Origin of the sequence: Pseudomonas sp. PHC1 (assembly GCF_046487845.1) — a bacterium.
In the GTDB taxonomy this organism is placed as follows: Bacteria; Pseudomonadota; Gammaproteobacteria; order Pseudomonadales; family Pseudomonadaceae; genus Aquipseudomonas; species Aquipseudomonas sputi.
This window is the reverse complement of record NZ_JBJXHJ010000010.1, coordinates 1-24,719: the sequence shown is the minus strand read 5'-3', so window position 1 is coordinate 24,719 and position 24,719 is coordinate 1. Positions and strand designations below refer to the sequence as shown.

The following is a 24,719-nucleotide window of genomic DNA, read 5'->3' as shown; positions in this document are numbered from 1 at the left end:
AAGAAACGGATATGTACCCAATAAACAAAAAAACCAGTCGGCCCAAAGGCCGCTGAGATGAAGCAAACAAAAACGGCCCCCATTCACATGGAGGCCGTTCCCGGTACAGCGCTAAGACGCTATCGCAAGACAGCTCTTATTTGCGGTCTTCCAGCTTGGTGATATCCCGCGACTCGTAGCCGGTGTACAGCTGGCGCGGACGGCCAATCTTGTACGGGCTGGAGAGCATTTCCTTCCAGTGCGAAATCCAGCCGACAGTACGTGCCAGGGCGAAGATCACAGTGAACATGCTGGTCGGAATGCCGATCGCCTTGAGGATGATCCCCGAGTAGAAGTCGACGTTCGGGTACAGCGAGCGTTCGATGAAGTATGGGTCGGTCAGGGCGATCTCTTCCAGGCGCATGGCCAGTTCGAGTTGCGGATCGTTCTGGATGCCCAGTTCCTTCAAGACTTCGTCGCAAGTCTGCTTCATCACGGTCGCACGTGGGTCGCGGTTCTTGTAGACCCGGTGACCGAAGCCCATTAGCTTGAACGGATCGTTCTTGTCCTTGGCCTTGGCGATGAACTTGTCGATGTTCGAGACATCGCCGATTTCATCGAGCATGGTCAGCACGGCTTCGTTCGCACCGCCGTGGGCAGGGCCCCACAGTGCGGCGATCCCGGCGGCGATGCAGGCGAACGGGTTGGCACCCGAGGAGCCCGCCAGACGCACGGTGGAGGTCGAAGCGTTCTGCTCGTGGTCGGCGTGGAGGATGAAGATCCGGTCCATGGCCTTGGCGAGTACCGGGCTGATCGGTTTGATCTCGCACGGGGTGTTGAACATCATGTGCAGGAAGTTTTCCGCGTACGACAGGTCGTTGCGCGGGTACATCATGGGTTGGCCCATGGAGTACTTGTAAACCATCGCGGCCAGGGTCGGCATCTTGGCAACCAGGCGGATCGCGGAGATTTCGCGATGCTGCGGGTTATTGATGTCGAGGGAGTCGTGGTAGAAGGCCGAGAGGGCGCCGACTACACCACACATGACGGCCATCGGGTGGGCGTCACGGCGGAAGCCGTTGAAGAAGGTTTTCAGCTGTTCGTGAACCATGGTGTGGTTCTTCACGGTGCCGACGAACTGGGCCTTCTGTTCTGCGGTCGGCAGTTCGCCGTTGAGCAGCAGGTAGCAGGTTTCCAGGTAGTCCGACTTTTCAGCCAGCTGTTCGATCGGGTAGCCGCGGTGCAGCAGGATGCCGTTGTCGCCGTCGATATAGGTGATCTTCGATTCGCAGGAAGCGGTCGACATGAAACCGGGGTCGAAAGTGAAGCGGCCCGTGGCCGTCAGGCCCCGAACATCGATAACATCGGGACCAACGGTGCCGGTTAAAATGGGCAGCTCGACGGGGGCTGCGCCCTCGATGATCAACTGCGCTTTTTTGTCAGCCATGTGGCCTCCTATTTATGCTTGAAATCATCAGACAGACCCCCCACGCAGGGCCCGCACCACTATAGTGAGATAAATTCGAATGTCAATTTGCCTAAAGTCTTGCTCCAGAAGGCTTTAACCGTACTTTTTCCTCGAAATTGCCTGCCATTTACGCCTTTTATACGACTTGTGCAATCCGCTATTGGGGGTAGGCGATTGCGTTGTCATTAGTAGCCTAACTGTCTATACTCGGCGACCGACCGCCAAGGGCTTTTGGGCTTGCTTTCATTGGGGGTCGCATCCCTGGGTGGTGGTTACCTGACCAGTGCACTCCCCAACAACTTTGCCCTGATTGTTAGGGGCTCTTCAGTGTGAAAAAAAAGCCGTGAAAAGCCAACGACCTGTAAACCTAGACCTAAGGACCATCAAACTCCCCATCACCGGCGTTACGTCGTTTCTTCACCGTGTTTCCGGCATCATCCTCTTCCTGGGACTTGGCATCATGCTTTATGCATTGGGCAAATCCCTGGGTTCCGAGGAAGGTTATGTCGAGGTGAAGGCATGCTTGACCAGCCCGCTGGCCAAGTTCGTAGCATGGGGCCTCCTGTCCGCTCTTCTGTATCACCTGGTTGCCGGTGTGCGCCACTTGATCATGGACATGGGCATCGGTGAGACGCTGGAAGGCGGCCGCCTGGGCTCGAAACTGATCATCGCCGTTTCCGTGGTGCTGATCGTTCTGGCAGGAGTTTGGATATGGTAACCAGCGTTACAAACCTTTCGCGTTCAGGCCTCTATGACTGGATGGCACAGCGTGTGTCTGCGGTCGTTCTCGCGGCTTATTTCATATTCCTGATCGGCTACCTCGCCGCGAACCCGGGCATTGGCTACGACCAATGGCACGGCCTGTTCGCCCACAACGGAATGCGTATCTTCAGTCTGCTGGCACTGGTTGCCCTGGGCGCTCACGCCTGGGTCGGCATGTGGACCATCGCGACCGACTACCTGACGCCAATGGCGCTGGGCAAGTCCGCGACTGCAGTACGTTTCCTTTTCCAGGCAGTATGCGGCGTCGCGATGTTCGCTTACTTCGTCTGGGGTGTGCAGATTCTCTGGGGTATCTGATTCATGGCTAACATTCCAACGATTTCTTTCGACGCCATCATTATTGGTGGCGGCGGTGCCGGCATGCGCGCAGCGCTGCAACTGGCACAGGGTGGTCACAAGACTGCCGTGATCACCAAGGTTTTCCCGACCCGTTCGCACACTGTGTCCGCACAGGGCGGCATCACCTGCGCCATCGCTTCGGCCGACCCGAACGATGACTGGCGCTGGCACATGTACGATACCGTCAAGGGTTCCGACTACATCGGTGACCAGGACGCTATCGAATACATGTGTCAGGAAGGCCCGGCTGCCGTTTTCGAGCTGGACCACATGGGTCTGCCGTTCTCGCGTACCGAGCAAGGCCGTATCTACCAGCGTCCGTTCGGCGGTCAGTCGAAGGATTACGGTAAAGGCGGGCAGGCTGCCCGTACTTGCGCCGCATCCGACCGTACCGGTCACGCGCTGCTGCATACCCTTTATCAGGGCAACCTGAAGGCCGGTACCACGTTCCTGAACGAGTACTACGCTGTCGACCTGGTGAAAAACCAGGAAGGCGAATTCGTCGGTGTGATCGCGATCTGCATCGAAACCGGCGAAACCACCTACATCCGCGCCAAAGCCACCGTACTGGCTACCGGCGGTGCAGGTCGTATCTATGCCTCCACCACCAACGCCCTGATCAACACCGGTGACGGCGTCGGCATGGCTCTGCGTGCTGGCGTACCGGTACAAGACATCGAAATGTGGCAGTTCCACCCGACCGGCATCGCCGGCGCCGGTGTGCTGGTTACCGAAGGTTGCCGTGGTGAAGGTGGTTACCTGATCAACAAGCACGGCGAGCGTTTCATGGAGCGTTATGCTCCGAACGCCAAAGACCTTGCCGGTCGTGACGTGGTTGCCCGCTCGATGGTTAAAGAAATCATCGCCGGCAACGGTTGCGGTCCGAATGGCGACCACGTGATGCTCAAGCTCGACCACCTGGGCGAGGAAGTGCTGCACAGCCGTCTGCCAGGCATCTGCGAGCTGTCGAAGACTTTCGCACACGTTGACCCGGTGGTTGCTCCGGTTCCGGTTGTTCCGACTTGCCACTACATGATGGGCGGCGTTGCCACCAACATTCATGGCCAGGCGATCACCCAGGACGCCGAAGGCGTGGATCAGATCATTCCTGGTCTGTTCGCTGTAGGTGAAGTGGCTTGCGTATCGGTTCACGGTGCCAACCGTCTGGGCGGCAACTCGCTGCTCGACCTGGTGGTATTCGGCCGCGCTGCCGGCCTGCACCTGGAGAAGGCGCTGACCGACGGCATCGAATACGACGACGCTACCGAAGCCGACATCGAAGCTGCCCTGGCGCGTCTGAACGCCCTGAACAACCGTACCGACGGCGAAGACGTCGCTACCCTGCGTCGCGAGCTGCAAAGCTGCATGCAGAACTACTTCGGCGTATTCCGTACCGGCGAATACATGCAGAAAGGTATTGCCCAGCTGGCCGATCTGCGCAAGCGCATCGCCAACGTGAAGATCAACGATAAGTCGCAGGCGTTCAACACTGCACGTATCGAAGCGCTGGAACTGCAAAACCTGCTGGAAGTGGCTGAAGCTACCGCCATCACTGCCGAAGTACGTAAAGAGTCCCGCGGTGCTCACGCCCGTGAAGACTTCGAAGACCGTGACGACGAAAACTGGCTGTGCCACACCCTGTACTTCCCGGGTGAGAAACGCGTTGCCAAGCGTGCCGTTAACTTCTCGCCGAAGACTGTTCCGACTTTCGAACCTAAAGTCCGGACTTATTAAGGGTGACCGCCATGTTGCAAGTCAGTGTTTATCGTTACAACCCTGATCAGGACGCTGCGCCGTTCATGCAGGAATTCCAGGTTGATACCGGTGGTAAAGACCTGATGGTGCTGGACGTGCTGGCCCTGATCAAAGAGCAGGACGAAGGTTTCTCCTATCGTCGCTCCTGCCGTGAAGGTGTCTGCGGCTCCGACGGCATGAACATCAACGGCAAGAACGGCCTGGCGTGCATCACGCCGCTGTCCGCTGTCGTCAAGGGTAACAAGCTGATCGTTCGTCCGTTGCCAGGTTTGCCGGTTATCCGTGACCTGGTTGTCGATATGAGCATCTTCTACAAGCAATACGAGAAGGTTAAGCCATTCCTGCAGAACGACACGCCGGCTCCGGCCATCGAGCGTCTGCAGTCCCCTGAAGAGCGTGAAAAGCTCGACGGTCTGTACGAGTGCATCCTGTGCGCCTGCTGCTCGACCTCTTGCCCGTCCTTCTGGTGGAACCCGGACAAGTTCCTGGGTCCGGCTGCCCTGCTGCAAGCGTACCGCTTCCTGGCAGACAGCCGTGACACCAAGACGTCCGAGCGTCTGGCGTCCCTCGATGACCCGTTCAGCGTCTTCCGCTGCCGGGGCATCATGAACTGCGTCAACGTATGTCCGAAAGGCCTGAACCCGACTAAGGCCATCGGTCACATCCGTAACATGCTGCTTTCGAGCGGCGTTTGATTCAGCTGCTGTAACCGCTGTACCCGCAGAGGGCTTAGGCGCGGGCTTCAACCCGCGCCATGGCTATAACCAGAGCAGCAGCCATAAGCTGCGGCTCTTATTTTGAAGAAATGAGACAAGCAGGGGCATCCGGGCTGGTACCCGGACTATCAGTGTGATCCTAAGTGGCTTGTTTTGGTCGCTGCATTCGGACTTCTGCAAGCTTGCTCGGTGTCGGCACCGATGGTGTTCCCCTAACCGAGGGTGACCAAGCATGCAAGAAAGCGTGATGCAGCGCATGTGGAACAGCGCCTACCTTTCAGGTGGAAACGCTGCCTATGTGGAAGAGCTCTACGAGCTCTACCTGCACGACCCTAACGCTGTGCCAGAAGAGTGGCGCACCTACTTTCAGAAGCTGCCTGCCGACGGCAGCTCTGCCACCGATGTTTCGCACTCCACAATTCGCGATCATTTCGTGCTGCTGGCAAAGAACCAGCGCCGCGCCCAACCGGTTTCCGCCGGCAGCGTGAGCAGTGAGCACGAGAAGAAGCAAGTTGAAGTGCTGCGATTGATCCAGGCCTACCGTATGCGTGGCCACCAGGCAGCCCAGCTTGACCCGCTGGGGCTGTGGCAGCGTCCTGCACCTGCAGACCTGTCGATCAATCACTACGGCTTGACCAATGCCGATCTTGATACGACCTTCCGTGCCGGCGACCTGTTCATCGGCAAAGAGGAAGCGAGCCTACGCGAAATTCACGAAGCGTTGCAGCAGACATATTGCCGCACCATCGGCGCTGAATTTACGCATATCACCGATTCCGAGCAGCGCCAGTGGTTCCAGCAGCGTCTGGAAAGCGTGCGTGGACGTCCGGAATATTCCGCGGACATCAAGAGCCACCTGCTCGAGCGCGTGACGGCCGGTGAAGGCCTGGAAAAATACCTGGGTACCAAATACCCGGGCACCAAGCGTTTCGGTCTGGAAGGCGGCGAAAGCCTGATTCCGATGCTCGACGAACTGATCCAGCGTTCCGGTTCCTACGGCACCAAGGAAGTCGTCATCGGCATGGCCCACCGTGGCCGTCTGAACGTACTGGTCAACACCTTCGGCAAGAACCCGCGCGAGCTGTTCGACGAATTCGAAGGCAAGAAGAAGGTCGAGCTGGGTTCCGGTGACGTTAAATACCACCAGGGCTTCTCGTCCAACGTAATGACCACCGGCGGTGAAGTTCACCTGGCCATGGCGTTCAACCCGTCCCACCTGGAAATCGTTTCCCCGGTGGTCGAGGGTTCGGTTCGCGCCCGTCAGGATCGTCGCAACGATTCGACCGGTGAGAAGGTTCTGCCGATCTCCATCCACGGTGACGCGGCATTCGCCGGTCAAGGCGTGGTGATGGAAACCTTCCAGATGTCGCAGACCCGCGGTTTCAAGACCGGCGGTACCGTGCACATCGTGATCAACAACCAGGTCGGTTTCACCATCAGCAACCCGCTGGACTCGCGTTCCACCGAGTACGCGACCGACGTTGCGAAGATGATCCAGGCGCCGATCCTCCATGTGAATGGCGATGATCCGGAAGCCGTACTGTTCGTGACCCAGCTGGCCATCGACTACCGCATGCAGTTCAAGCGTGACGTGGTGATCGACCTGGTCTGCTACCGTCGTCGCGGCCATAACGAGGCCGACGAGCCTAGCGGCACCCAGCCTCTGATGTATCAGCAGATCACCAAGCAGCGCACCACCCGTGAGCTGTACGCTGATCGTCTGACCCAGAGTGGTGTGCTGGACGCCGAACGTGTTCAGGCAAAAGTCGACGAATACCGCAACGCGCTGGACAACGGTCTGCACGTCGTGAAATCGCTGGTCAAAGAGCCGAACAAAGAGCTGTTCGTGGACTGGCGTCCGTATCTGGGCCACGCCTGGACTGCGCGTCACGACACTCGCTTCGACCTCAAGACCCTGCAGGAACTGTCCGCCAGGCTGCTGGAAATTCCGGAAGGCTTCGTGGTTCAGCGTCAGGTCGCGAAGATCTACGAAGACCGTCAGAAGATGCAAGCCGGCGGCCTGCCGATCAACTGGGGTTACGCCGAAACCATGGCGTACGCGACCCTGGCGTTCGAAGGTCACCCGATCCGCATGACCGGTCAGGACATCGGCCGCGGTACGTTCTCGCACCGTCACGCTGTGCTGCACAACCAGAAAGATGCCGGTACCTACATTCCGCTCAAGCATCTGTATGAAGGTCAGCCACGCTTCGACCTGTACGACTCGTTCCTGTCGGAAGAAGCCGTACTGGCGTTCGAATACGGTTACTCGACCACCACGCCTAACGCGCTGGTGATCTGGGAAGCCCAGTTCGGCGACTTCGCCAACGGTGCGCAGGTTGTTATCGACCAGTTCATCACCAGCGGCGAGCACAAGTGGGGCCGTCTCTGCGGTCTGACCATGTTGCTGCCACACGGCTACGAAGGTCAGGGCCCTGAGCACAGCTCGGCGCGTCTTGAGCGTTACCTGCAGCTGTGCGCCGAGCACAACATTCAGGTGTGCATGCCGACCACCCCGGCCCAGATCTACCACTTGCTGCGCCGTCAGGTGATTCGCCCGCTGCGCAAGCCATTGGTCGTTCTGACTCCAAAGTCGCTGCTGCGCCACAAGCTGGCCATCTCGACCCTGGAAGACCTGGCCGAAGGTTCGTTCCAGACCGTTATCCCGGAAATCGATGCCCTGGACCCGAAAAAGGTCGAGCGCATTGTTCTGTGCAGCGGCAAGGTCTACTACGACCTGCTGGAAAAGCGTCGTGCCGAAGGCCGCGAAGATATCGCCATCGTGCGTATCGAGCAGCTGTACCCGTTCCCTGAGGACGACTTGAAAGAAGTCCTGGCTCCTTACACCAATGCCAAAGCGGCCGTGTGGTGTCAGGAAGAGCCGATGAACCAGGGCGCCTGGTACTGCAGCCAGCACCACCTGCGTCGCAGCATCAGCAACCTCAACAAATCTCTCGTACTCGAGTACGCGGGCCGTGAGGCTTCTGCTGCCCCAGCATGTGGTTACGCATCGATGCACGCCGAGCAGCAGGAACAACTGCTGCAAGACGCGTTTACCGTTTAACGCCTTCGCGCACCTGAAACCGAATTTAAGGAACCACAGATAATGGCTATCGAGATCAAAGCCCCCACTTTCCCGGAATCGGTTGCCGATGGCACCGTTGCCACCTGGCACAAACAACCGGGCGACGCCGTCAAGCGTGACGAACTGATCGTCGACATCGAAACCGACAAAGTCGTACTGGAAGTGCTGGCTACCGCCGACGGCGTGCTGGGCGCAATCGTCAAGGGCGAGGGCGAAACCGTCCTGTCCGACGAAGTCCTGGGCTCCATCGTTGAAGGCGGCGCTGCTGCCGCTGCTCCGGCTGCCGCTGCTGCTCCGGCCGCTGCCGCCGCTGCACCTGCTGCCGCTGATGGCGAAGACGACCCGATCGCTGCTCCTGCCGCGCGCAAGCTGGCTGAAGAGAACGGCATCAACATCGCTTCCGTTGCCGGCACCGGCAAGGGCGGTCGCGTGACCAAGGAAGACGTGGTTGCAGCCGTTGCTGCCAAGAAAGCCGCTCCGGCTGCCGCGCCTGCCAAGGCTGCTGCTCCGGCCGCCGCCGCTCCTGTGTTCGCCGCTGGCGACCGCATCGAGAAGCGCGTGCCGATGACCCGCGTTCGTGCCACCGTTGCCAAGCGTCTGGTTGAGGCTCAATCGAACATGGCGATGCTGACCACTTTCAACGAAGTCGACATGACCGAAGTCATGGCCCTGCGTTCGAAGTACAAGGACCTGTTCGAGAAGTCCCACAACGGCGTACGCCTGGGCTTCATGTCGTTCTTCGTGAAGGCTGCCACCGAAGCGCTGAAACGCTTCCCGGCGGTCAACGCTTCGATCGACGGCAACGACATCGTTTACCACGGTTATGCCGACATCGGCGTCGCTGTTTCCAGCGACCGTGGCCTGGTGGTTCCGGTTCTGCGTAACGCCGAACACATGAGCCTGGCTGAAATCGAAGGCGGCATCGCCACCTTCGGCAAGAAAGCCCGTGACGGCAAACTGTCGATGGACGAAATGACCGGCGGTACTTTCACCATCACCAACGGTGGTACCTTCGGTTCGATGATGTCGACCCCGATCGTCAACCCGCCGCAGGCAGCGATTCTGGGCATGCACAACATCATCCAGCGTCCGATGGCCATCAATGGTCAGGTCGTGATCCGTCCGATGATGTACCTGGCACTGTCCTACGATCACCGTCTGATCGATGGCAAAGAAGCTGTAACCTTCCTGGTGACCATCAAGAACCTGCTGGAAGATCCGGCTCGTCTGTTGCTGGATATCTGATAGAAGCAGTCACGCGCTGCAAGCTTCAAGCTGCGGGAAAACGCAGCCTGGCTTGCAGCGCGCGGCTTGAAGCTTTTCGCTAAAGAGGATTTTTTGAATGTCGCAGAAATTTGACGTAGTAGTGATCGGTGCGGGCCCTGGCGGCTACGTGGCAGCTATCAAGGCCGCGCAACTCGGCCTGAGCACTGCCTGCATCGAGAAGTACACCGATGCTGAAGGCAAGCAAGCCCTGGGCGGCACCTGCCTGAACGTAGGCTGCATTCCTTCCAAGGCGCTGCTGGACAGCTCCTGGAAATACAAGGAAGCGAAAGAAAGCTTCAATGTCCACGGTATCTCGACCGGCGAAGTCAAAATGGACGTCGCTGCGATGGTTGGCCGCAAGGCTGGCATCGTCAAGAACCTGACCGGCGGTGTTGCCACCCTGTTCAAGGCCAACGGCGTCACTTCGATCCAGGGCCACGGCAAACTGCTGGCCGGCAAGAAAGTCGAAGTCACCAAGCCGGACGGCTCGGTTGAAGTCATCGAAGCCGAAAACGTCATCCTGGCGCCAGGCTCGCGTCCGATCGACATTCCACCGGCTCCGGTCGACCAGAAAGTCATCGTCGATTCGACTGGTGCTCTGGAATTCCAATCCGTACCTAAGCGTCTGGGCGTGATCGGCGCTGGTGTGATCGGTCTGGAACTGGGTTCGGTCTGGTCGCGTCTGGGTGCAGAAGTGACTGTCCTGGAAGCCCTGGACACCTTCCTGATGGCAGCGGACACCGCTGTTTCCAAGGAAGCGCTGAAAACCCTGACCAAGCAGGGTCTGGACATCAAACTGGGCGCTCGCGTAACCGGCTCGAAAGTGAACGGCGACGAAGTCGTTGTGAACTACACCGACGCCAACGGCGAACAGTCCATCACTTTCGACAAGCTGATCGTAGCCGTTGGTCGCCGTCCGGTGACCACTGATCTGCTGGCTGCCGACAGCGGTGTGGAAATCGACGAACGCGGTTTCATCGCGGTCGATGACTACTGCGTAACCGCCGTACCGGGCGTTTTCGCCATTGGTGACGTGGTTCGCGGCATGATGCTGGCTCACAAAGCCTCGGAAGAGGGCATCATGGTTGTCGAGCGCATCAAGGGCCACAAGGCCCAGATGAACTATGACCTGATCCCTTCGGTTATTTATACTCACCCGGAAATCGCATGGGTCGGTAAAACCGAGCAGGCCTTGAAAGCTGAAGGCGTTGAAGTTAACGTCGGCACCTTCCCGTTCGCAGCCTCCGGCCGTGCCATGGCCGCCAACGATACCGGTGGTTTCGTCAAGGTCATCGCCGATGCCAAGACTGACCGCGTATTGGGCGTGCACGTGATTGGCCCGAGCGCCGCAGAGCTGGTTCAGCAGGGCGCGATCGGTATGGAATTCGGCACCAGCGCTGAAGACCTGGGCATGATGGTTTTCTCCCATCCGACCCTGTCTGAAGCGTTGCACGAAGCCGCTTTGGCAGTGAATGGCGGCGCCATCCACATCGCCAACCGCAAGAAGCGTTAAGACACAATAAGAAACCACGGCGGTGTCGGCCCGTCGTGAGCCTTGCGTGCAAGACTCACCGCGGAATGTCCGCTGGACGCAGCCTTGCGTAGCTGCACCGGGTATCCGGAAAGGCTACGCAAGCAGCAGTCACAGGTGGCGCGGCACTCATAAAGAGCGCAGCGCCGAATGCGCAGTACCTAACGAAGACGGTAAAAAGCATGAATCTTCACGAGTATCAGGGTAAGCAGCTGTTCGCTGAATACGGCCTGCCAGTTTCCACTGGTTTCGCAGTAGACACCCCGGAAGCAGCAGCAGAAGCTTGCGACAAAATCGGCGGCAACGAGTGGGTTGTCAAAGCCCAGGTTCACGCCGGTGGTCGCGGTAAAGCGGGCGGCGTCAAGCTGGTTCGCAGCAAAGAAGACGCCAAAGCCTTCGCACAGCAGTGGCTGGGCAAGCGTCTGGTGACTTACCAGACTGACGCCAACGGCCAGCCAGTCACCAAGATCCTGGTTGAATCGTGCACTGATATCGCTAAAGAGCTGTACCTGGGCGCTGTCGTTGACCGTTCGAGCCGTCGCATCGTGTTCATGGCTTCCACCGAAGGTGGCGTGGACATCGAGAAAATCGCTCACGACACTCCAGAAAAAATTCTGAAAGCCACGATCGATCCACTGGTTGGCGCTCAGCCATTCCAGGGTCGCGAGCTGGCATTCCAGCTGGGTCTGGAAGGCAAGCAGGTTGCTCAGTTCGCCAAGATCTTCGTAGGTCTGGCCAAGCTGTTCAAGGATCACGACCTGGCTCTGCTGGAAGTGAACCCGCTGGTGATCAAGGCTGACGGCGATCTGCACTGCCTGGACGCCAAGATCAACATCGACGCCAACGCAATGTACCGTCAGCCTAAGCTGAAGACTTTCCACGATCCGTCGCAGGACGATCCGCGCGAAGCGCACGCTGCCAAGTTCGAACTGAACTACGTAGCGCTGGAAGGCAACATCGGCTGCATGGTGAACGGTGCCGGCCTGGCCATGGGTACCATGGACATCGTCAACCTGCACGGCGGCAAGCCAGCCAACTTCCTCGACGTAGGTGGTGGTGCTACCAAAGAACGCGTAACCGAAGCTTTCAAAATCATTCTGTCCGACAGCAATGTCGCTGCAGTACTGGTTAACATCTTCGGCGGCATCGTTCGTTGCGACATGATTGCCGAAGGCATCATCGGTGCAGTGAAAGAAGTCGGCGTGAAAATCCCGGTTGTTGTTCGTCTTGAAGGCAACAACGCTGAACTGGGCGCTAAAGTACTGGCAGAAAGCGGTTTGAACATCATCGCTGCTACCAGCCTGACCGACGCTGCTCAACAAGTCGTTAAAGCTGCGGAGGGCAAGTAATGAGCGTCCTGATCAATAAAGACACCAAAGTCATCTGCCAGGGTTTCACCGGCGCGCAGGGTACTTTCCACTCCGAACAAGCCATTGCCTACGGCACCAAAATGGTTGGCGGCGTGACGCCAGGCAAGGGTGGCACCACTCACCTGAACCTGCCTGTGTTCAACACCGTGAAAGAAGCTGTAGAAGCCACTGGCGCCACCGCCAGCGTGATCTACGTTCCGGCTCCTTTCTGCAAGGACTCGATCCTGGAAGCAGCGTTCGGCGGCATCAAGCTGATCGTCTGCATCACCGAAGGCATTCCTACCCTGGACATGCTGGACGCCAAAGTTAAGTGCGACGAGCTGGGTGTTACCCTGATCGGCCCTAACTGCCCAGGCGTGATCACCCCAGGCGAATGCAAGATCGGCATCATGCCAGGTCACATTCACTTGCCAGGCAAGGTCGGTATCGTTTCCCGTTCCGGCACCCTGACTTACGAAGCTGTGAAGCAGACCACTGACGCCGGTTTCGGTCAGTCGACTTGCGTCGGCATCGGCGGTGACCCGATCCCGGGTTCGAACTTCATCGACATCCTGAAGCTGTTCCAGGAAGACCCGAAGACCGAAGCGATCGTCATGATCGGCGAGATCGGCGGTTCGGCTGAAGAAGAAGCGGCTGCCTACATCAAGGCCAACGTGACCAAGCCGGTTGTTTCCTACATCGCGGGTGTGACTGCTCCTCCGGGCAAGCGCATGGGCCATGCTGGCGCAATCATCTCCGGCGGCAAAGGCACTGCAGACGAGAAATTCGCTGCTCTGCAAGACGCAGGCGTGAAAACCGTGCGTTCGCTGGCAGACATCGGCAAGGCCCTGGCCGAGCTGACTGGCTGGGAAGTGAAGAAGTAAGCTTCGGCTGATTTCTCTGCTCCAGCAACAAAGGCCACCTTCGGGTGGCCTTTGTCGTTTCTGGCGTTCGGGTGGACGATGGCAATTTATAAGCACTCACCCAATAACATGCAAAAACGCGACACAGAAACGTCGCGTATCGGATAGTTCGCCCTCTAACAGTGCGTTTGTCGGGCAAATTCGTTAGGCTAGCCGCCATTTTTGCGTCTGCCGCCCACAAGGCATGCAACGCGCTAAACGGGTCAGTCTTATACGGATTGACAGCATTTCCCTAACCCCACAGGGAAATCCCCCTCTAAATTCCGATTCAGTAGTGTGGTATTTCCTTAATGAAAGTTTTGAAAGGTCAGGACATCCTGGCACTTGGCTTTATGACATTCGCCCTGTTCGTCGGGGCCGGCAACATCATCTTCCCGCCTATCGTCGGTTTGCAGTCCGGGCCTAACGTCTGGATCGCGGCGCTGGGCTTCCTGATCACGGCTGTCGGCCTGCCGGTGGTCACCGTGGTCGCACTGGCCAAGGTCGGTGGCGCAATGGACGCCCTGAGCAGCCCGATCGGCAAAATCGCTGGTGGCGTGCTGGCAGCGGCTTGCTACCTGGCCGTCGGCCCGTTGTTCGCCACCCCGCGAACCGCGACCGTCTCCTTTGAAGTCGGTCTGGCGCCGCTGACCGGCGAGAGCCCGCTGGCACTGTTCCTCTACAGTTCGGTTTACTTCCTGCTGGTGTTCTTCATTTCGCTCTACCCTGGGCGTCTGCTGGACACCGTCGGGCGCTTCCTCGCGCCACTGAAGATCATCGCCCTGGCCGTGCTCGGCATCGCCGCATTCGCACTGCCGGCCGGTGACATCGGCGTAGCCACCCCGGAATACGTTGCGGCACCGTTCTCCCAAGGCTTCATCAATGGTTACCTGACCATGGATACCTTGGGCGCGCTGGTGTTCGGCATCGTCATCGTCAACGCAATCCGCTCCCGTGGCGTCGAATCGCCAGCGCTGATCACCCGTTACGCGATCATCGCCGGGTTGATTGCCGGCGTCGGTCTGGCGCTGGTGTATGTCAGCCTGTTCCGTCTGGGGGCGGGCAGCCATGAAGTGGCTGCAGGCGCAACCAATGGCGCGGCGGTGCTGCACGCCTACGTGCAACACACCTTCGGTTCGCTGGGCAGTGGCTTCCTCGCCGTGCTGATCTCTCTGGCGTGCCTGGTGACGGCGGTTGGCCTGACCTGCGCCTGTGCCGAATACTTCAGCCGCGTACTGCCGCTGTCGTACAAGACCCTGGTGATCATCCTGGCGGCGTTCTCGCTGCTGGTGTCCAACCTGGGCCTGACCAAGCTGATCGCGTTCTCGATCCCGGTGCTGACCGCGATCTACCCGCCGTGCATCGTGCTGGTGGCCCTGAGCTTCTGCGCTGCGTTCTGGCATGAGCAGAGCCGCATCATGGGCCCGGTGATGCTGGTGTCGTTCGTGTTCGGCACCATCGATGCGTTGAAAGGCGCCGGTCTGGCTGACTGGATGCCATCGCAACTGGCCCACCTGCCGCTGAGCGAGCAAGGTCTGGCGTGGCTGGTGCCGTGCGTGATGACCCTGGTGGTTGCCGTAGTTTGCGACCGCCTGCTGGGCAAGCGCGCCGAAGCGCTCGCCTAAGACTGCCGGGCCGCCACAAGCGGCTGCCGAGCGATTAAACAGAAATGCCCCGTATCAATCGATACGGGGCATTTTTTATGGGCGTGAGGCAGTGTCTTTTTCCCTCGACTAACGTCGAAGGGGAGCCGAAATCTTCATCACAGGGAATTGCATGTCGTTCATCCAAGCCAACCTGATCCATCTGCTGGCCGCGCTCTGGTTTGTCATCTGCTGGGGCGGATACACCCGTTATGCCACCTGGAAGGGCCGTGACACCGCGTGCCTGGCCAGCGTGCTGCACCTGTACCGCGAAGACTGGATGCGCCGCATGCTGCTGCGCGACAACCGCATCGCCGATGCCAGCGTGATCGGCAACCTTGAGCGCAACGCCTCGTTCTTCGCCTCCAGCACGCTGATTATCCTGGCGGGCATTCTGACTGTGCTTGGCGCTTCCGAGCGCGCGGTGTCATTGCTGGCGGATATTCCGATGGTGCAGCAGGCCTCACAGGGCATGTCGGAAATCAAGTTGCTGTGCCTGGCGCTGGTGTTCGTCTATGCCTTCTTCACCTTCAGCTGGTGCATGCGCCAATACAACTTCGCCGCGATTCTGGTCGGCTCGGCCCCGATGATCGGCGAGCGGCAGGTCTCGGAGCAGGAGCGCAAGGCGTTTGCCTCGCGGGCGGCGCGGGTGATCTCGATGGCGGCCAACCAGTTCAACTTCGGTCTGCGTTCCTATTACTTCGGGATGAGCATGCTGGCGTGGTTCGTCAGCCCGTGGCTGTTCATGTTGATGAGCGCCGGCGTGGTGCTGGTGTTGTATCGCCGGGAGTTTCATTCCGACGTGCTCGATGTAATGGTCTATACCCCTACAGAGGCACCATTGCCCGAAGCGAACAAAGAGGCTGCTTGATGAGTATTCCGTTCTGGTGTGTATTTATCAGTGCACTGTTGATTTACGTGGCGCGTATGCCGGTCAGCAAGGCCATGAAAGAGCAGGGCGGTTACAACAACCACCTGCCGCGTCAGCAGCAGGCGCAACTCACTGGTTACGGTGCCCGGGCGCTGGCGGCACATCAGAACAGCATCGAAGCGTTCATCCTGTTTGCCGTTGGCGTGCTGGTGGCACATACCACGCAGACGGCGGGATGGCTGATCGATACCTTGGCGATCATCTTCGTACTCTCACGGATTTTCTATTTGTGGTTTTATCTGGCAGATATTCCCACGCTGCGCAGTCTGGTCTGGCTGGTCGGCTTAGTGTGTTCATTGTTGTTGATGATTAGTCCGACTTTTAGAACTGCCTTGCTCTAAGGCGGCATGGGTAAAAAATCACAGGCAAAAGAAAACCCGCACTTGGCGGGTTTTCTTTTTGCCAGCGAGAAGCGGCTTATTGCTTCTTGGCAGCTTCTTCTTGCGCTGCAGCGTTCGATTCGGCCTGAGCTTTGGCAGCTTCGGCGTTTTCTTTCGCTGCGTCGTTCACTTTATCCTGAGCTTTGTTCATGTCTTGCTGAGCTTGTTCAGCATGCTGGTTGGCATCTTGAGCTTTGTCCTCGGATTTTTTATCGCAGGCAGCGAGACCGAGGGAAGCGGTCAACATCAAGGCAATAGCTAAAGTCTTACGCATGGGGTGTTTCTCCTTATGGAAAATAACTACTGGCCTTAAGAGCTCAGGCCCAAGGCTTAAGTTCCTCATTTCTTTCAGATATATAAGTTTGTTTTGCAATGGAACTTTTGCTGTTCTTTCCACTACGGGGAATAGCGACTAACAAGAGTAATTATCAAATGGCCGAAAACCCCGTTTTTGAGCGTGCGACACGGTTTCTCTCGGCCTTGCGCCACTGTCAGGTGCTGGGATTGAAGGTGCATAGCGCAAGTCGCGAAGGTCTGACGGTGGTACTGCCGTACAGTGCGCAAATCGTGGGCAACCCGCTGACCGGTGTGGTCCACGGCGGGGCGATCACGTCGCTGATGGACACCGCGTGCGGCATGTCGACCCTGTGCGTGCTGCCGGAATTCGAAGTCTGCCCGACCCTCGATCTGCGCATCGACTACATGCACGCCGCCGAGCCGCATAAAGACGTGTATGGCTTCGCCCAATGTTATCGAGTCACCACCGATGTGATCTTCGCTCGCGGCTTTGCCTATCAGGATGATCCCGAGCAGCCGATTGCCCATGTCGTCGGTACCTTCATGCGCATGGGCAAGGGCCTTAAAGGCACCAAAGGCTTCGGTGGCGCGATCAAGGGAGAAAACCGATGAGCGATGATTTCAAGCAGCAACTGCAAGAGGCGCACGAGAAGGGTGACTACGCGCCGCTGCTGAAGCTGATCCCCTACGCCGGACTCATCGGCGTCGAGTGTTCGCGGGTCGGTGATGACTTGTTGTTCAAACTGCCGGCCAACAAGGACAACATTGGTAACCCTTTACTGCCGGCGATCCATGGCGGGGTGATTGCCGGATTCATGGAGCTGTCCGCGGCCCTGCACCTGCTGATTTTCACTGGTGCGCCCGGTGTGCCGAAGATTATCGATTTTTCCCTCGATTACCTGCGGGCCGGGCAGTTTCGCGATACCTGGGCCCGGTGTCAGGTGTGCCGTCAGGGCCGGCGGGTGGCCAACGTCGCGGTCACGGCCTGGCAAAGTACCGAAAGCGAACCGATCGCCACTGCCCGCGCGCATTTCAAAATCGATGAGCCCTTGAAATCCTGAAGCACGCCCCCAACTCACAGAACAACCCGCCGCCGACCGGCAAGGTCGCGGCCAATGCCATCTGATTGGAGTTTGATGACCATGAGTGTGGAAACTCAAAAGGAAACCCTGGGCTTCCAGACCGAGGTGAAGCAACTGCTGCACCTCATGATCCATTCGCTGTATTCCAACAAGGAAATCTTCCTTCGCGAATTGATCTCGAACGCCTCTGACGCCGTCGACAAATTGCGCTTCGAAGCCCTGGCCAAGCCTGAGTTGCTCGAAGGTGGCGCTGAACTGAAAATCCGTGTGAGCTTCGACAAGGACGCCAAGACCGTCACCCTCGAAGACAACGGCATCGGCATGAACCGTGACGATGTGATCACCCACCTGGGTACCATCGCCAAATCCGGCACCGCCGATTTCATGAAAAACCTGTCCGGCGATCAGAAGAAGGATTCGCACCTGATCGGTCAGTTCGGTGTGGGTTTCTACTCCGCATTCATCGTTGCCGACCAGGTTGACGTGTACAGCCGTCGCGCCGGCACCGCTGCCAGCGAAGGCGTGCACTGGTCGTCGAAAGGCGAGGGCGAATTCGAAGTCGCCACCCTCGACAAACCGGAACGTGGCACCCGCATCGTCCTGCACCTGAAAGCCGGTGAAGACGAGTTTGCCGATGGCTGGCGCCTGCGCAACATCATCAAGAAGTACTCCGACCACATCGCGCTGCCGATCGAGCTGCCGAAAGAAGTGGCCGCTGCCGAAGGCGAAGAGAAGCCTGAAGTTGAATGGGAAACCGTCAACCGCGCCAGCGCCCTGTGGACCCGTCCTCGCACCGAAGTGAAGGACGAGGAATACCAGGAGTTTTACAAACACATCGCTCACGACTTCGAAAACCCGCTGTCGTGGAGCCATAACAAGGTCGAAGGCAAGCTCGAGTACAGCTCGCTGCTGTACGTGCCGGCCCGCGCACCGTTCGATCTGTACCAGCGTGAAGCGCCGAAAGGCCTGAAGCTGTACGTACAGCGCGTGTTCGTGATGGATCAGGCCGAGTCGTTCCTGCCGCTGTACCTGCGTTTCATCAAAGGCGTGGTCGACTCCAACGACCTGTCGCTGAACGTGTCGCGGGAAATCCTGCAGAAAGACCCGATCATCGACTCGATGAAGTCGGCGCTGACCAAGCGCGTGCTGGACATGCTGGAAAAACTGGCGAAAAACGAGCCTGAGCAATACAAAGGCTTCTGGAAAAACTTCGGTCAGGTCATGAAAGAAGGCCCGGCAGAAGATTTCGCCAACAAGGAAAAAATTGCCGGTCTGCTGCGTTTCGCGTCGACCAACGGCACCGACGGCGAGCAGATCGTCGGTCTGGCCGAGTACCTGGCGCGCGCCAAGGAAGGTCAGGACAAGATCTACTACCTCACCGGCGAAACCTACGCGCAGGTCAAGAACAGCCCGCACCTGGAAGTCTTCCGCAAGAAAGGCATCGAAGTACTGCTGCTGACCGACCGTATCGACGAGTGGCTGATGAGCTACCTCAGCGAGTTCGACGGCAAGACGTTTGTCGACGTCGCGCGCGGTGACCTGGACCTGGGCAACCTGGACTCGGAAGAGGACAAAAAGGCCGCAGAAGAAGTTGCCAAGTCGAAAGAAGGTCTGGTCGAGCGTCTGAAAACCGCACTGGGCGATTCCGTTGCCGAAGTCCGGGTTTCCCATCGCCTGACCGATTCGCCGGCCATTCTGGCCATTGGCGAGCAGGACCTGGGTCTGCAAATGCGTCAGATCCTCGAGGCCAGCGGGCAGAAGGTGCCGGATTCGAAGCCGATCTTCGAATTCAACCCGAGCCACCCGCTGATCGAGAAGCTCGACAACGAGGCCAGCGAAGATCGCTTCAGCGACCTGTCGCACATCCTCTTCGACCAGGCCGCCCTGGCGGCTGGCGACAGCTTGAAAGACCCGGCCGCTTACGTGACCCGTCTGAACAAGCTGCTGGTCGAGCTGTCGGCCTGATCAAGCTGTAGAAAAACCCGCTTCGGCGGGTTTTTTCATTCTGGTGTTCAATCAATCAGGAGTCAGAAATGAGCCAAGTCACTGTACGTTCCGTGGTCTATCAGATTGACGCCCAGCCTTATGAAGGTCGCCTGGCGTTCGACGCCGAGCACACAGGTGCGCGTCCGGGCCTGCTGATGGCGCCGAACTGGATGGGTGTCAGCGCTGGCGCTGAAGAGATCGCCAGATCGGTGGCGGCCAAGGGTTATGTGGTGCTGATCGCTGACGTGTACGGTCAGGCCGTACGTCCGCAGAATGCCGATCAGGCCGGCGCGGCGATGATGCCGCTGAAGGACGACCGTGCGCTGCTGCGCAAGCGTCTGCAGGCCGCATTCGAGCAATTGCAGAAGCAGGGCGAGGTGGCGGTCGATGCCTCGAAACTGGCGGTGTTCGGCTTCTGCTTTGGCGGCTGCTGTGCGCTGGACCTGGCCCGCACCGGTGCCCCGGTGAAAGCGGCGGTGTCGTTCCACGGCACACTGGATTCCCCGAACCCGGCGGACGCGAAGAACATCAAGGGCTCGGTGCTGGTGCTGCACGGCGCTTCGGACCCGCTGGTGCCGAAAGAGCAGTTGCCGGCATTTGAAGACGAGATGAACGCCGCCGGTGTGGACTGGCAGTTGCTGAGCTATGGCGGCGCGGTGCACTCGTTCACTGATCCGCACGCCAATGTGCCGGGCAAGATGATGTACGACGCGAAGACCGCAGCGCGGGCGTTCAAGTCGATGCATGACTTGCTGGAAGAAGTGTTCAACGGCTGATCGACTGAAAGTACTCCCACGCCAAACGTGGGAGTTCTCGTTTACAACGGTGTCGGTTCGCTGCGCGATTTGGGCAGCTCGATCCGCTCGACTTCCCCTGGCACTGTCGGCCAATCCCCGGCCGCCCACTTGCGTCGCGCCTCATCGATTGCTGCCGGATCGCTCGCGACAAAATTCCAGTTGATCCGCCGTGGCCCGTCCAGTGGCGCACCGCCGAACAACACGGCGTGGCTGTCGCTCTCGGCGAACAGGCTCATCTCTTCCCCGGCCGGCAACACCACCAGCGCATGCGGCTCAATCGTTTCGCCATTCAACTGCACATCGCCGCTCAACACGTACAGCGCCCGCTCTTCATGCTCGGTCGGGATCAGCAGTGTGGTCGCGGTTTGCATCTTCAGTTCGGCATACAGCGTAGGAGAAAGCACCGGCACCGGTGATTCCAGGCAAAAGCCTGACCCGGCGATCATGCGGATCTGCACGCCGAGGTTATCGCTGACCGGCAAGGTCGAGGCCGGATGATGGCTGTAATGCCCCGGGCCTTGTTCGTGCTCTTTGGGCGAGGCGAGCCAGATTTGCAAGCCGTGCATCTTGAAGCTTTGTTCCCACAACGGTTCGGGCGTGCGCTCGACGTGAGCGATCGCCGTGCCGGCGGTCATCCAGCTGACATCGCCGGCGCTGACCACCTGATCCGAACCCAGGCTGTCCTTGTGTTGGATCTGCCCGTCGAACAAATACGTGAGGGTCGACAGACCGATGTGCGGGTGCTGTCGGATGTTCATGCCTTTACCGGCGGGATAAACCGTTTCGAGCATGTGGTCGAAAAACACGAAAGGCCCGACGCTGCGGCATTTGGCTGACGGCAGCGGGCGCAGGATCGGCTGGCCTTCGACGTCTTCGGCGCGCGGGCGGATGATCAGGGGTTGGGTGTCCATGGTCCATTCCAGGCTGGGCGGGTGATGCGTGGAGCATAACCCGCCAGTGTCGTCGGGGTGATTACTGGCTGTCGAAGCCGACGGGGGCGTGGGTTTCGATAGTGACTTCGCTGGTAGTCATCAGCTTGTGGATCGGGCAGCGATCGGCCACGCGCAGCAGTTCTTCGCGCTGGGCATCGGTGAGCACGCCCTTGAGGGTAAGGGTTACGTGCAGGGCATACTTGCCTTTCTGCTCCTCGCTGTTGTCGCGTTTGACCTCAACGCCGACGCCGGTCAGCGGAATGTCTTTCTTTTTCGCGTACAGCTTCAGGGTCAGGGCCTTGCAGGCGCCGAGGGCGGCGTCGAAGTAATCGTGCGGCTCCGGAGCCGAGCCTTCGCCGCCGGCAGTGGTCGGGACATCGGCGAACAGTTCATGCTCATCGATCTGTACGGTGTGGCGAAAACCTTCGGCGGACACGGTATTGACGGTAACGGTCATGTGAACCTCGCAAGCGACAGGAAAAGGGATTCGATCAAAAAAGACCTTGCAGGTATAGAGCATTCCCACACAGGCGCGTTCCACTTTCTCGCCGGGTGAACCCTCGTTGCCCGGCGAGGGTCTAGGCTATGCCTGTCTGCCGGAGAATGCTTGTGTCCTTGTTTCGTTTGAGCCTTGCCTGGCTGGTGGTTTTCACCAATGCCGCCACTGCCCGGGAATACACCTACAGTGATGCGCACCTGCATTACGTGGATTTTTTCCAGGAAACCGCCGGCATGCCGAAATTGCTGACGGCCATGAAGGAAAATGCCATCGAGCATGTGATGATTTCCGGCATTCCCGTGGCGAAGAAGTGGCATGAAGACGAGCCGAAGCGTCCGCGTTATTACGCCGGCGATGACGCCGATGCCTATTGGTACAGCGCGACTGACGTGATTGTCGCCGACGCTGTGCAAAAGCTGACGCCGGAGCAACGTCAGTCCTTTCACCCGTTTCTTTCAGGCTTCAACCCCAACGACAAAAACTCCGCTGCGCATATCCAGCGCATGCTCGATCTGTATCCTGGCTTGTGGCAGGGCATCGGCGAGGTCTTCACCCGTCACGACGACCTTACGGCACTGACCTCCGGCGACACGCCACGCGCCAACAACGAAGCCATGACCCGCATCTATCACCTGGCCGCCGAAAACGATCTGCCAGTGATGCTGCATTCCAACATCACTTCCAAGCGTGAGAAGAATCCGCTGTACCTGAAGGAAATCGAAGAGCCGCTGCGTAATCATCCGCACACGCGGTTCATCTGGGCGCATGCCGGCACCAGCGCCGAAATCCATCGTCATCAAACGCAGCTGGATTTTCTGCTGCCGACCCTTACGCGAATGCTGGATGCGTATCCGAACCTATTCATCGATCTGTCGTGGAGCCTGCTGACGCCTTATCTGCTGGACGAAAAGGGTCAGCCGCGGGCGGAGTGGGTGCAACTGGTGGAGCGCTACCCGGATCGTTTCATGCTCGGTTCGGACGTGGTCGGGCGATTCAATAAACTCGGCAAGGAAATCCACGGTTTCAAGCCGTTTCTCGACGCCTTGCCCGAGGCGGTCGCTAAAAAAGTCGCACGGGACAACTTTCTCGCGATCCTGCCGCGAACATCGCTCAAGTCCGAGAAAACCGCGCTGAATCGTTAATGCTGTAGGTTCGAAGTATCAAGGCTATTTGATATCACGTTTTGGTCTTACGCATTTTTCCAAAGGGCCGATACCTTCTAGAGCAACCAGCTGCAGGGTTGATGCAGCGCTTTTGGAAGGAACCAGAGCAATGAGTATCCGTAGTCTCAATATTGCGCCCCGGGCCGGGCTGGGTTTTGGCGTGCTGGCGCTGATGGTGTTTGCCCTTGGGGCGTTCGCCCTGCTGCAGATGGCGAACATGCGCGCGCAATCCGACGAGGTCGACAATAACTGGCTGCCCAGCGTGATGGCGGTGGGCGAGATGAGCCAGGACATGTTGCGCCTGCGCGCGTTGACCATGCGCCTGTTGCTCAATCGCGATCCACAGGCGCTGGACCAGAACGTGGCCAAGCTCAATGAGTTGCGCGGTGCCTTGAGTGAGGCCCAGCAGCGCTATGACGTGTTGATCGTACTGCCTGAAGAGCGTGCGTTGTTCGACCGCTTCAGGGTTGCCGAACACAAGTACCTGGAGCTGCAGGCGCAGGTGATGACGTTGTCTGCTCAGGGACGAGTGGAAGAGGCGGCCGCCATTCTCAACGGGCAGATGAGCCCGCTGGCGGATGAAATTGCAGTGACCCTGCGTGAGCTGGTCGAGTTGAACAAGCACAACGCCAACCTCGCCACAGAGGCCGCACGGCTGGTGTTCACCAACTCGCGGGTGTGGGTCGGGGTGATGATCGGCATCTCTGCGCTGATTACCATCGCGCTGGCGTTGTTGCTGACCCGCAGCATCGTGCTGCCGCTGTCGCAATCGCTCAATGTCGCGCAAGTGGTGGCCGGTGGCGATCTGACCGGGGATATCAGCATTTCCGGCAAGGACGAACCGGCGCGTCTGCTGCATGCGCTCAAAAGTATGCAGCACAACTTGCGGGACACCATCCGCCAGATCTCGGAGTCCTCCAGTCAACTGGCTTCGGCCTCGGAAGAGTTGAGCTGCGTCACCGAGGACGCGACGCGGGGGCTGCACCAGCAGAGCCTGGAAATCGAACAGGCCGCCACGGCAGTCAATCAGATGACCGCCGCCGTGGAGGAGGTGGCGAGCAATGCCGTCGCGACGTCCGAGGCTTCCCGTGAGTCTGACCGCATCGCCCAGCATGGCCGCGAGCAGGTGCAGCAGACCGTGTCGTCCATCGAGCTGCTGGCGGATGATGTCACTGCCAATGCCACGCAGGTGGAGGATCTGGCGCAGAAGGTCTACAGCATCAGCAAGGTGCTGGATGTGATCCGCTCAATTGCCGAACAGACCAATCTGCTGGCGTTGAACGCGGCGATCGAGGCGGCGCGGGCGGGGGATGCCGGACGCGGTTTTGCGGTGGTGGCGGATGAGGTGCGGGCGCTGGCTCATCGCACTCAGCAGTCAACCCAGGAGATCGAGCAGATGATCGGCGGCATTCAGCAGGGCACCGATTCGGCGGTCAGCTCGATGCAGCAAAGCAACGTCCGAGCGCGCTCGACCCTGGAGCTGGCGAAGGCCGCCGGCGTGGCGCTGGAGGAAATCGCTTCGGCATTCACCTTGATCAATGAGCGCAATCTGGTGATCGCCAGTGCGTCGGAAGAGCAGGCGGCCGTGGCGCGGGAAGTCGATCGCAACCTGATGAACATCCGTGACCTGGCGATGCAGACGTCGGCCGGTGCCAATCAGACCAGCGCCGCGAGTCAGGAGCTGTCGCGGCTGGCGGTGGACCTGAACAGCATGGTGGCCAGGTTCTCGGTTTGATCGCCGTTCGACAGGCGAAAAAAAGGTTCTTCACGGAATCCCGGGAAACATAGAAACAAGAACGCCGATTTGGTTGATGATGTTCGTGCGAGCAAACACAT

At 58.9% G+C, this 24,719-nt stretch carries 22 protein-coding genes; 18 read left to right on the top strand and 4 right to left on the bottom strand.

Going from position 1 to position 24,719, the window contains the following annotated elements:
- Positions 1-136: 136 nt before the first annotated feature.
- Entirely contained in the window at positions 137-1,426 is a 1,290-nt protein-coding gene (gene gltA, locus ACKJSM_RS15160; protein WP_007959044.1) for a citrate synthase, read from the bottom strand.
- 364 nt (positions 1,427-1,790) lie between these two features.
- On the opposite strand from gltA, the gene sdhC reads away from it, so the two are divergent.
- The 12 genes from sdhC (at position 1,791) to ACKJSM_RS15100 (ending at position 16,088) form a co-directional block, all read left to right on the top strand.
- Positions 1,791-2,165 carry a succinate dehydrogenase, cytochrome b556 subunit gene (gene sdhC, locus ACKJSM_RS15155; RefSeq protein ID WP_011333113.1) on the top strand — a complete coding sequence of 125 codons (375 nt, stop codon included), beginning with the start codon at positions 1,791-1,793 and terminating at the stop codon, positions 2,163-2,165.
- Positions 2,159-2,527, top strand: coding sequence for a succinate dehydrogenase, hydrophobic membrane anchor protein (gene sdhD / locus ACKJSM_RS15150; RefSeq protein WP_007977503.1), 369 nt, complete (start codon positions 2,159-2,161; stop codon positions 2,525-2,527). The genes sdhC and sdhD overlap by 7 nt, the downstream gene beginning before the upstream one ends.
- Positions 2,528-2,530: 3 nt before the next feature.
- Entirely contained in the window at positions 2,531-4,303 is a 1,773-nt protein-coding gene (gene sdhA, locus ACKJSM_RS15145) for a succinate dehydrogenase flavoprotein subunit (protein ID WP_410238158.1), read from the top strand.
- A gap of 11 nt (positions 4,304-4,314) precedes the next feature.
- Positions 4,315-5,019 (top strand): succinate dehydrogenase iron-sulfur subunit, encoded by a 705-nt coding sequence (locus ACKJSM_RS15140; protein ID WP_007959035.1) that lies wholly within the window; start codon positions 4,315-4,317, stop codon positions 5,017-5,019.
- 253 nt (positions 5,020-5,272) lie between these two features.
- On the top strand, positions 5,273-8,104 hold the full coding sequence (locus ACKJSM_RS15135) for a 2-oxoglutarate dehydrogenase E1 component (RefSeq protein ID WP_236181871.1): 2,832 nt from the start codon (positions 5,273-5,275) through the stop codon (positions 8,102-8,104).
- 42 nt (positions 8,105-8,146) lie between these two features.
- Positions 8,147-9,370, top strand: coding sequence for a 2-oxoglutarate dehydrogenase complex dihydrolipoyllysine-residue succinyltransferase (odhB, locus tag ACKJSM_RS15130; protein WP_085648494.1), 1,224 nt, complete (start codon positions 8,147-8,149; stop codon positions 9,368-9,370).
- A 97-nt stretch (positions 9,371-9,467) separates the two neighbouring features.
- Positions 9,468-10,904 (top strand): dihydrolipoyl dehydrogenase, encoded by a 1,437-nt coding sequence (lpdA, locus tag ACKJSM_RS15125; protein WP_236181872.1) that lies wholly within the window; start codon positions 9,468-9,470, stop codon positions 10,902-10,904.
- A 200-nt stretch (positions 10,905-11,104) separates the two neighbouring features.
- A complete protein-coding gene (sucC, locus tag ACKJSM_RS15120; protein ID WP_007959029.1) occupies positions 11,105-12,271 on the top strand; it encodes an ADP-forming succinate--CoA ligase subunit beta in 1,167 nt (388 codons plus the stop codon).
- Positions 12,271-13,155, top strand: a complete 885-nt coding sequence (gene sucD, locus ACKJSM_RS15115; RefSeq protein WP_011333119.1) for a succinate--CoA ligase subunit alpha — start codon at positions 12,271-12,273, stop codon at positions 13,153-13,155. Before sucC ends, sucD begins: the two co-directional genes overlap by 1 nt.
- Before the next feature lie 329 nt (positions 13,156-13,484).
- Positions 13,485-14,798, top strand: coding sequence for a branched-chain amino acid transport system II carrier protein (gene brnQ, locus ACKJSM_RS15110; RefSeq protein WP_236181873.1), 1,314 nt, complete (start codon positions 13,485-13,487; stop codon positions 14,796-14,798).
- 151 nt (positions 14,799-14,949) lie between these two features.
- Positions 14,950-15,687, top strand: coding sequence for a DUF599 domain-containing protein (locus tag ACKJSM_RS15105; RefSeq protein ID WP_011333121.1), 738 nt, complete (start codon positions 14,950-14,952; stop codon positions 15,685-15,687).
- Positions 15,687-16,088 (top strand): MAPEG family protein, encoded by a 402-nt coding sequence (locus ACKJSM_RS15100; protein ID WP_236181874.1) that lies wholly within the window; start codon positions 15,687-15,689, stop codon positions 16,086-16,088. Before ACKJSM_RS15105 ends, ACKJSM_RS15100 begins: the two co-directional genes overlap by 1 nt.
- 76 nt (positions 16,089-16,164) lie before the next feature.
- Here the strand turns inward: ACKJSM_RS15100 and ACKJSM_RS15095 are convergent, their stop codons facing one another.
- Positions 16,165-16,401, bottom strand: a complete 237-nt coding sequence (locus ACKJSM_RS15095) for a hypothetical protein (RefSeq protein WP_007959016.1) — start codon at positions 16,399-16,401, stop codon at positions 16,165-16,167.
- 158 nt (positions 16,402-16,559) lie between these two features.
- On the opposite strand from ACKJSM_RS15095, the gene ACKJSM_RS15090 reads away from it, so the two are divergent.
- The 4 genes from ACKJSM_RS15090 to ACKJSM_RS15075 all read left to right on the top strand — a co-directional run bounded on the left by ACKJSM_RS15090 (position 16,560) and on the right by ACKJSM_RS15075 (position 20,268).
- The gene (locus ACKJSM_RS15090; RefSeq protein WP_410238157.1) at positions 16,560-17,036 is read left to right on the top strand and encodes a PaaI family thioesterase; all 477 of its coding nucleotides are present in this window, start codon (positions 16,560-16,562) and stop codon (positions 17,034-17,036) included.
- Positions 17,033-17,485, top strand: a complete 453-nt coding sequence (locus ACKJSM_RS15085) for a PaaI family thioesterase (RefSeq protein WP_007959014.1) — start codon at positions 17,033-17,035, stop codon at positions 17,483-17,485. Before ACKJSM_RS15090 ends, ACKJSM_RS15085 begins: the two co-directional genes overlap by 4 nt.
- An 81-nt stretch (positions 17,486-17,566) precedes the next feature.
- Positions 17,567-19,471 (top strand): molecular chaperone HtpG, encoded by a 1,905-nt coding sequence (gene htpG, locus ACKJSM_RS15080; protein WP_236181876.1) that lies wholly within the window; start codon positions 17,567-17,569, stop codon positions 19,469-19,471.
- Between the two features lie 68 nt (positions 19,472-19,539).
- Complete coding sequence (locus ACKJSM_RS15075) at positions 19,540-20,268, top strand: dienelactone hydrolase family protein (protein WP_410238156.1); 729 nt, start codon at positions 19,540-19,542, stop codon at positions 20,266-20,268.
- Between the two features lie 41 nt (positions 20,269-20,309).
- Here ACKJSM_RS15075 and ACKJSM_RS15070 read toward each other — a convergent pair whose 3' ends face one another.
- Together ACKJSM_RS15070 and ACKJSM_RS15065 are read right to left on the bottom strand one after the other, a co-directional pair.
- Entirely contained in the window at positions 20,310-21,200 is an 891-nt protein-coding gene (locus ACKJSM_RS15070; protein WP_236181878.1) for a pirin family protein, read from the bottom strand.
- 61 nt (positions 21,201-21,261) lie between these two features.
- Entirely contained in the window at positions 21,262-21,678 is a 417-nt protein-coding gene (locus tag ACKJSM_RS15065) for an OsmC family protein (RefSeq protein ID WP_074687563.1), read from the bottom strand.
- 128 nt (positions 21,679-21,806) lie between these two features.
- Here ACKJSM_RS15065 and ACKJSM_RS15060 point away from each other — a divergent pair, with 128 nt between their 5' ends.
- Entirely contained in the window at positions 21,807-22,862 is a 1,056-nt protein-coding gene (locus ACKJSM_RS15060; protein ID WP_410238155.1) for an amidohydrolase family protein, read from the top strand.
- Positions 22,863-22,992: 130 nt separating this feature from the next.
- Entirely contained in the window at positions 22,993-24,618 is a 1,626-nt protein-coding gene (locus ACKJSM_RS15055; protein WP_410238154.1) for a methyl-accepting chemotaxis protein, read from the top strand.
- Positions 24,619-24,719: the final 101 nt, after the last annotated feature.

Coding starts and splice junctions, on each gene's coding strand:
- gltA (WP_007959044.1), bottom strand. CDS start 1,426: ATGGCTGACAAAAAAGCGCAGTTGATCATCGAGGGCGCAGCCCCCGTC.
- sdhD (WP_007977503.1), top strand. CDS start 2,159: ATGGTAACCAGCGTTACAAACCTTTCGCGTTCAGGCCTCTATGACTGG.
- sdhA (WP_410238158.1), top strand. CDS start 2,531: ATGGCTAACATTCCAACGATTTCTTTCGACGCCATCATTATTGGTGGC.
- ACKJSM_RS15140 (WP_007959035.1), top strand. CDS start 4,315: ATGTTGCAAGTCAGTGTTTATCGTTACAACCCTGATCAGGACGCTGCG.
- ACKJSM_RS15135 (WP_236181871.1), top strand. CDS start 5,273: ATGCAAGAAAGCGTGATGCAGCGCATGTGGAACAGCGCCTACCTTTCA.
- odhB (WP_085648494.1), top strand. CDS start 8,147: ATGGCTATCGAGATCAAAGCCCCCACTTTCCCGGAATCGGTTGCCGAT.
- lpdA (WP_236181872.1), top strand. CDS start 9,468: ATGTCGCAGAAATTTGACGTAGTAGTGATCGGTGCGGGCCCTGGCGGC.
- sucC (WP_007959029.1), top strand. CDS start 11,105: ATGAATCTTCACGAGTATCAGGGTAAGCAGCTGTTCGCTGAATACGGC.
- sucD (WP_011333119.1), top strand. CDS start 12,271: ATGAGCGTCCTGATCAATAAAGACACCAAAGTCATCTGCCAGGGTTTC.
- brnQ (WP_236181873.1), top strand. CDS start 13,485: ATGAAAGTTTTGAAAGGTCAGGACATCCTGGCACTTGGCTTTATGACA.
- ACKJSM_RS15105 (WP_011333121.1), top strand. CDS start 14,950: ATGTCGTTCATCCAAGCCAACCTGATCCATCTGCTGGCCGCGCTCTGG.
- ACKJSM_RS15100 (WP_236181874.1), top strand. CDS start 15,687: ATGAGTATTCCGTTCTGGTGTGTATTTATCAGTGCACTGTTGATTTAC.
- ACKJSM_RS15095 (WP_007959016.1), bottom strand. CDS start 16,401: ATGCGTAAGACTTTAGCTATTGCCTTGATGTTGACCGCTTCCCTCGGT.
- ACKJSM_RS15090 (WP_410238157.1), top strand. CDS start 16,560: ATGGCCGAAAACCCCGTTTTTGAGCGTGCGACACGGTTTCTCTCGGCC.
- ACKJSM_RS15085 (WP_007959014.1), top strand. CDS start 17,033: ATGAGCGATGATTTCAAGCAGCAACTGCAAGAGGCGCACGAGAAGGGT.
- htpG (WP_236181876.1), top strand. CDS start 17,567: ATGAGTGTGGAAACTCAAAAGGAAACCCTGGGCTTCCAGACCGAGGTG.
- ACKJSM_RS15075 (WP_410238156.1), top strand. CDS start 19,540: ATGAGCCAAGTCACTGTACGTTCCGTGGTCTATCAGATTGACGCCCAG.
- ACKJSM_RS15070 (WP_236181878.1), bottom strand. CDS start 21,200: ATGGACACCCAACCCCTGATCATCCGCCCGCGCGCCGAAGACGTCGAA.
- ACKJSM_RS15065 (WP_074687563.1), bottom strand. CDS start 21,678: ATGACCGTTACCGTCAATACCGTGTCCGCCGAAGGTTTTCGCCACACC.
- ACKJSM_RS15060 (WP_410238155.1), top strand. CDS start 21,807: ATGCCTGTCTGCCGGAGAATGCTTGTGTCCTTGTTTCGTTTGAGCCTT.
- ACKJSM_RS15055 (WP_410238154.1), top strand. CDS start 22,993: ATGAGTATCCGTAGTCTCAATATTGCGCCCCGGGCCGGGCTGGGTTTT.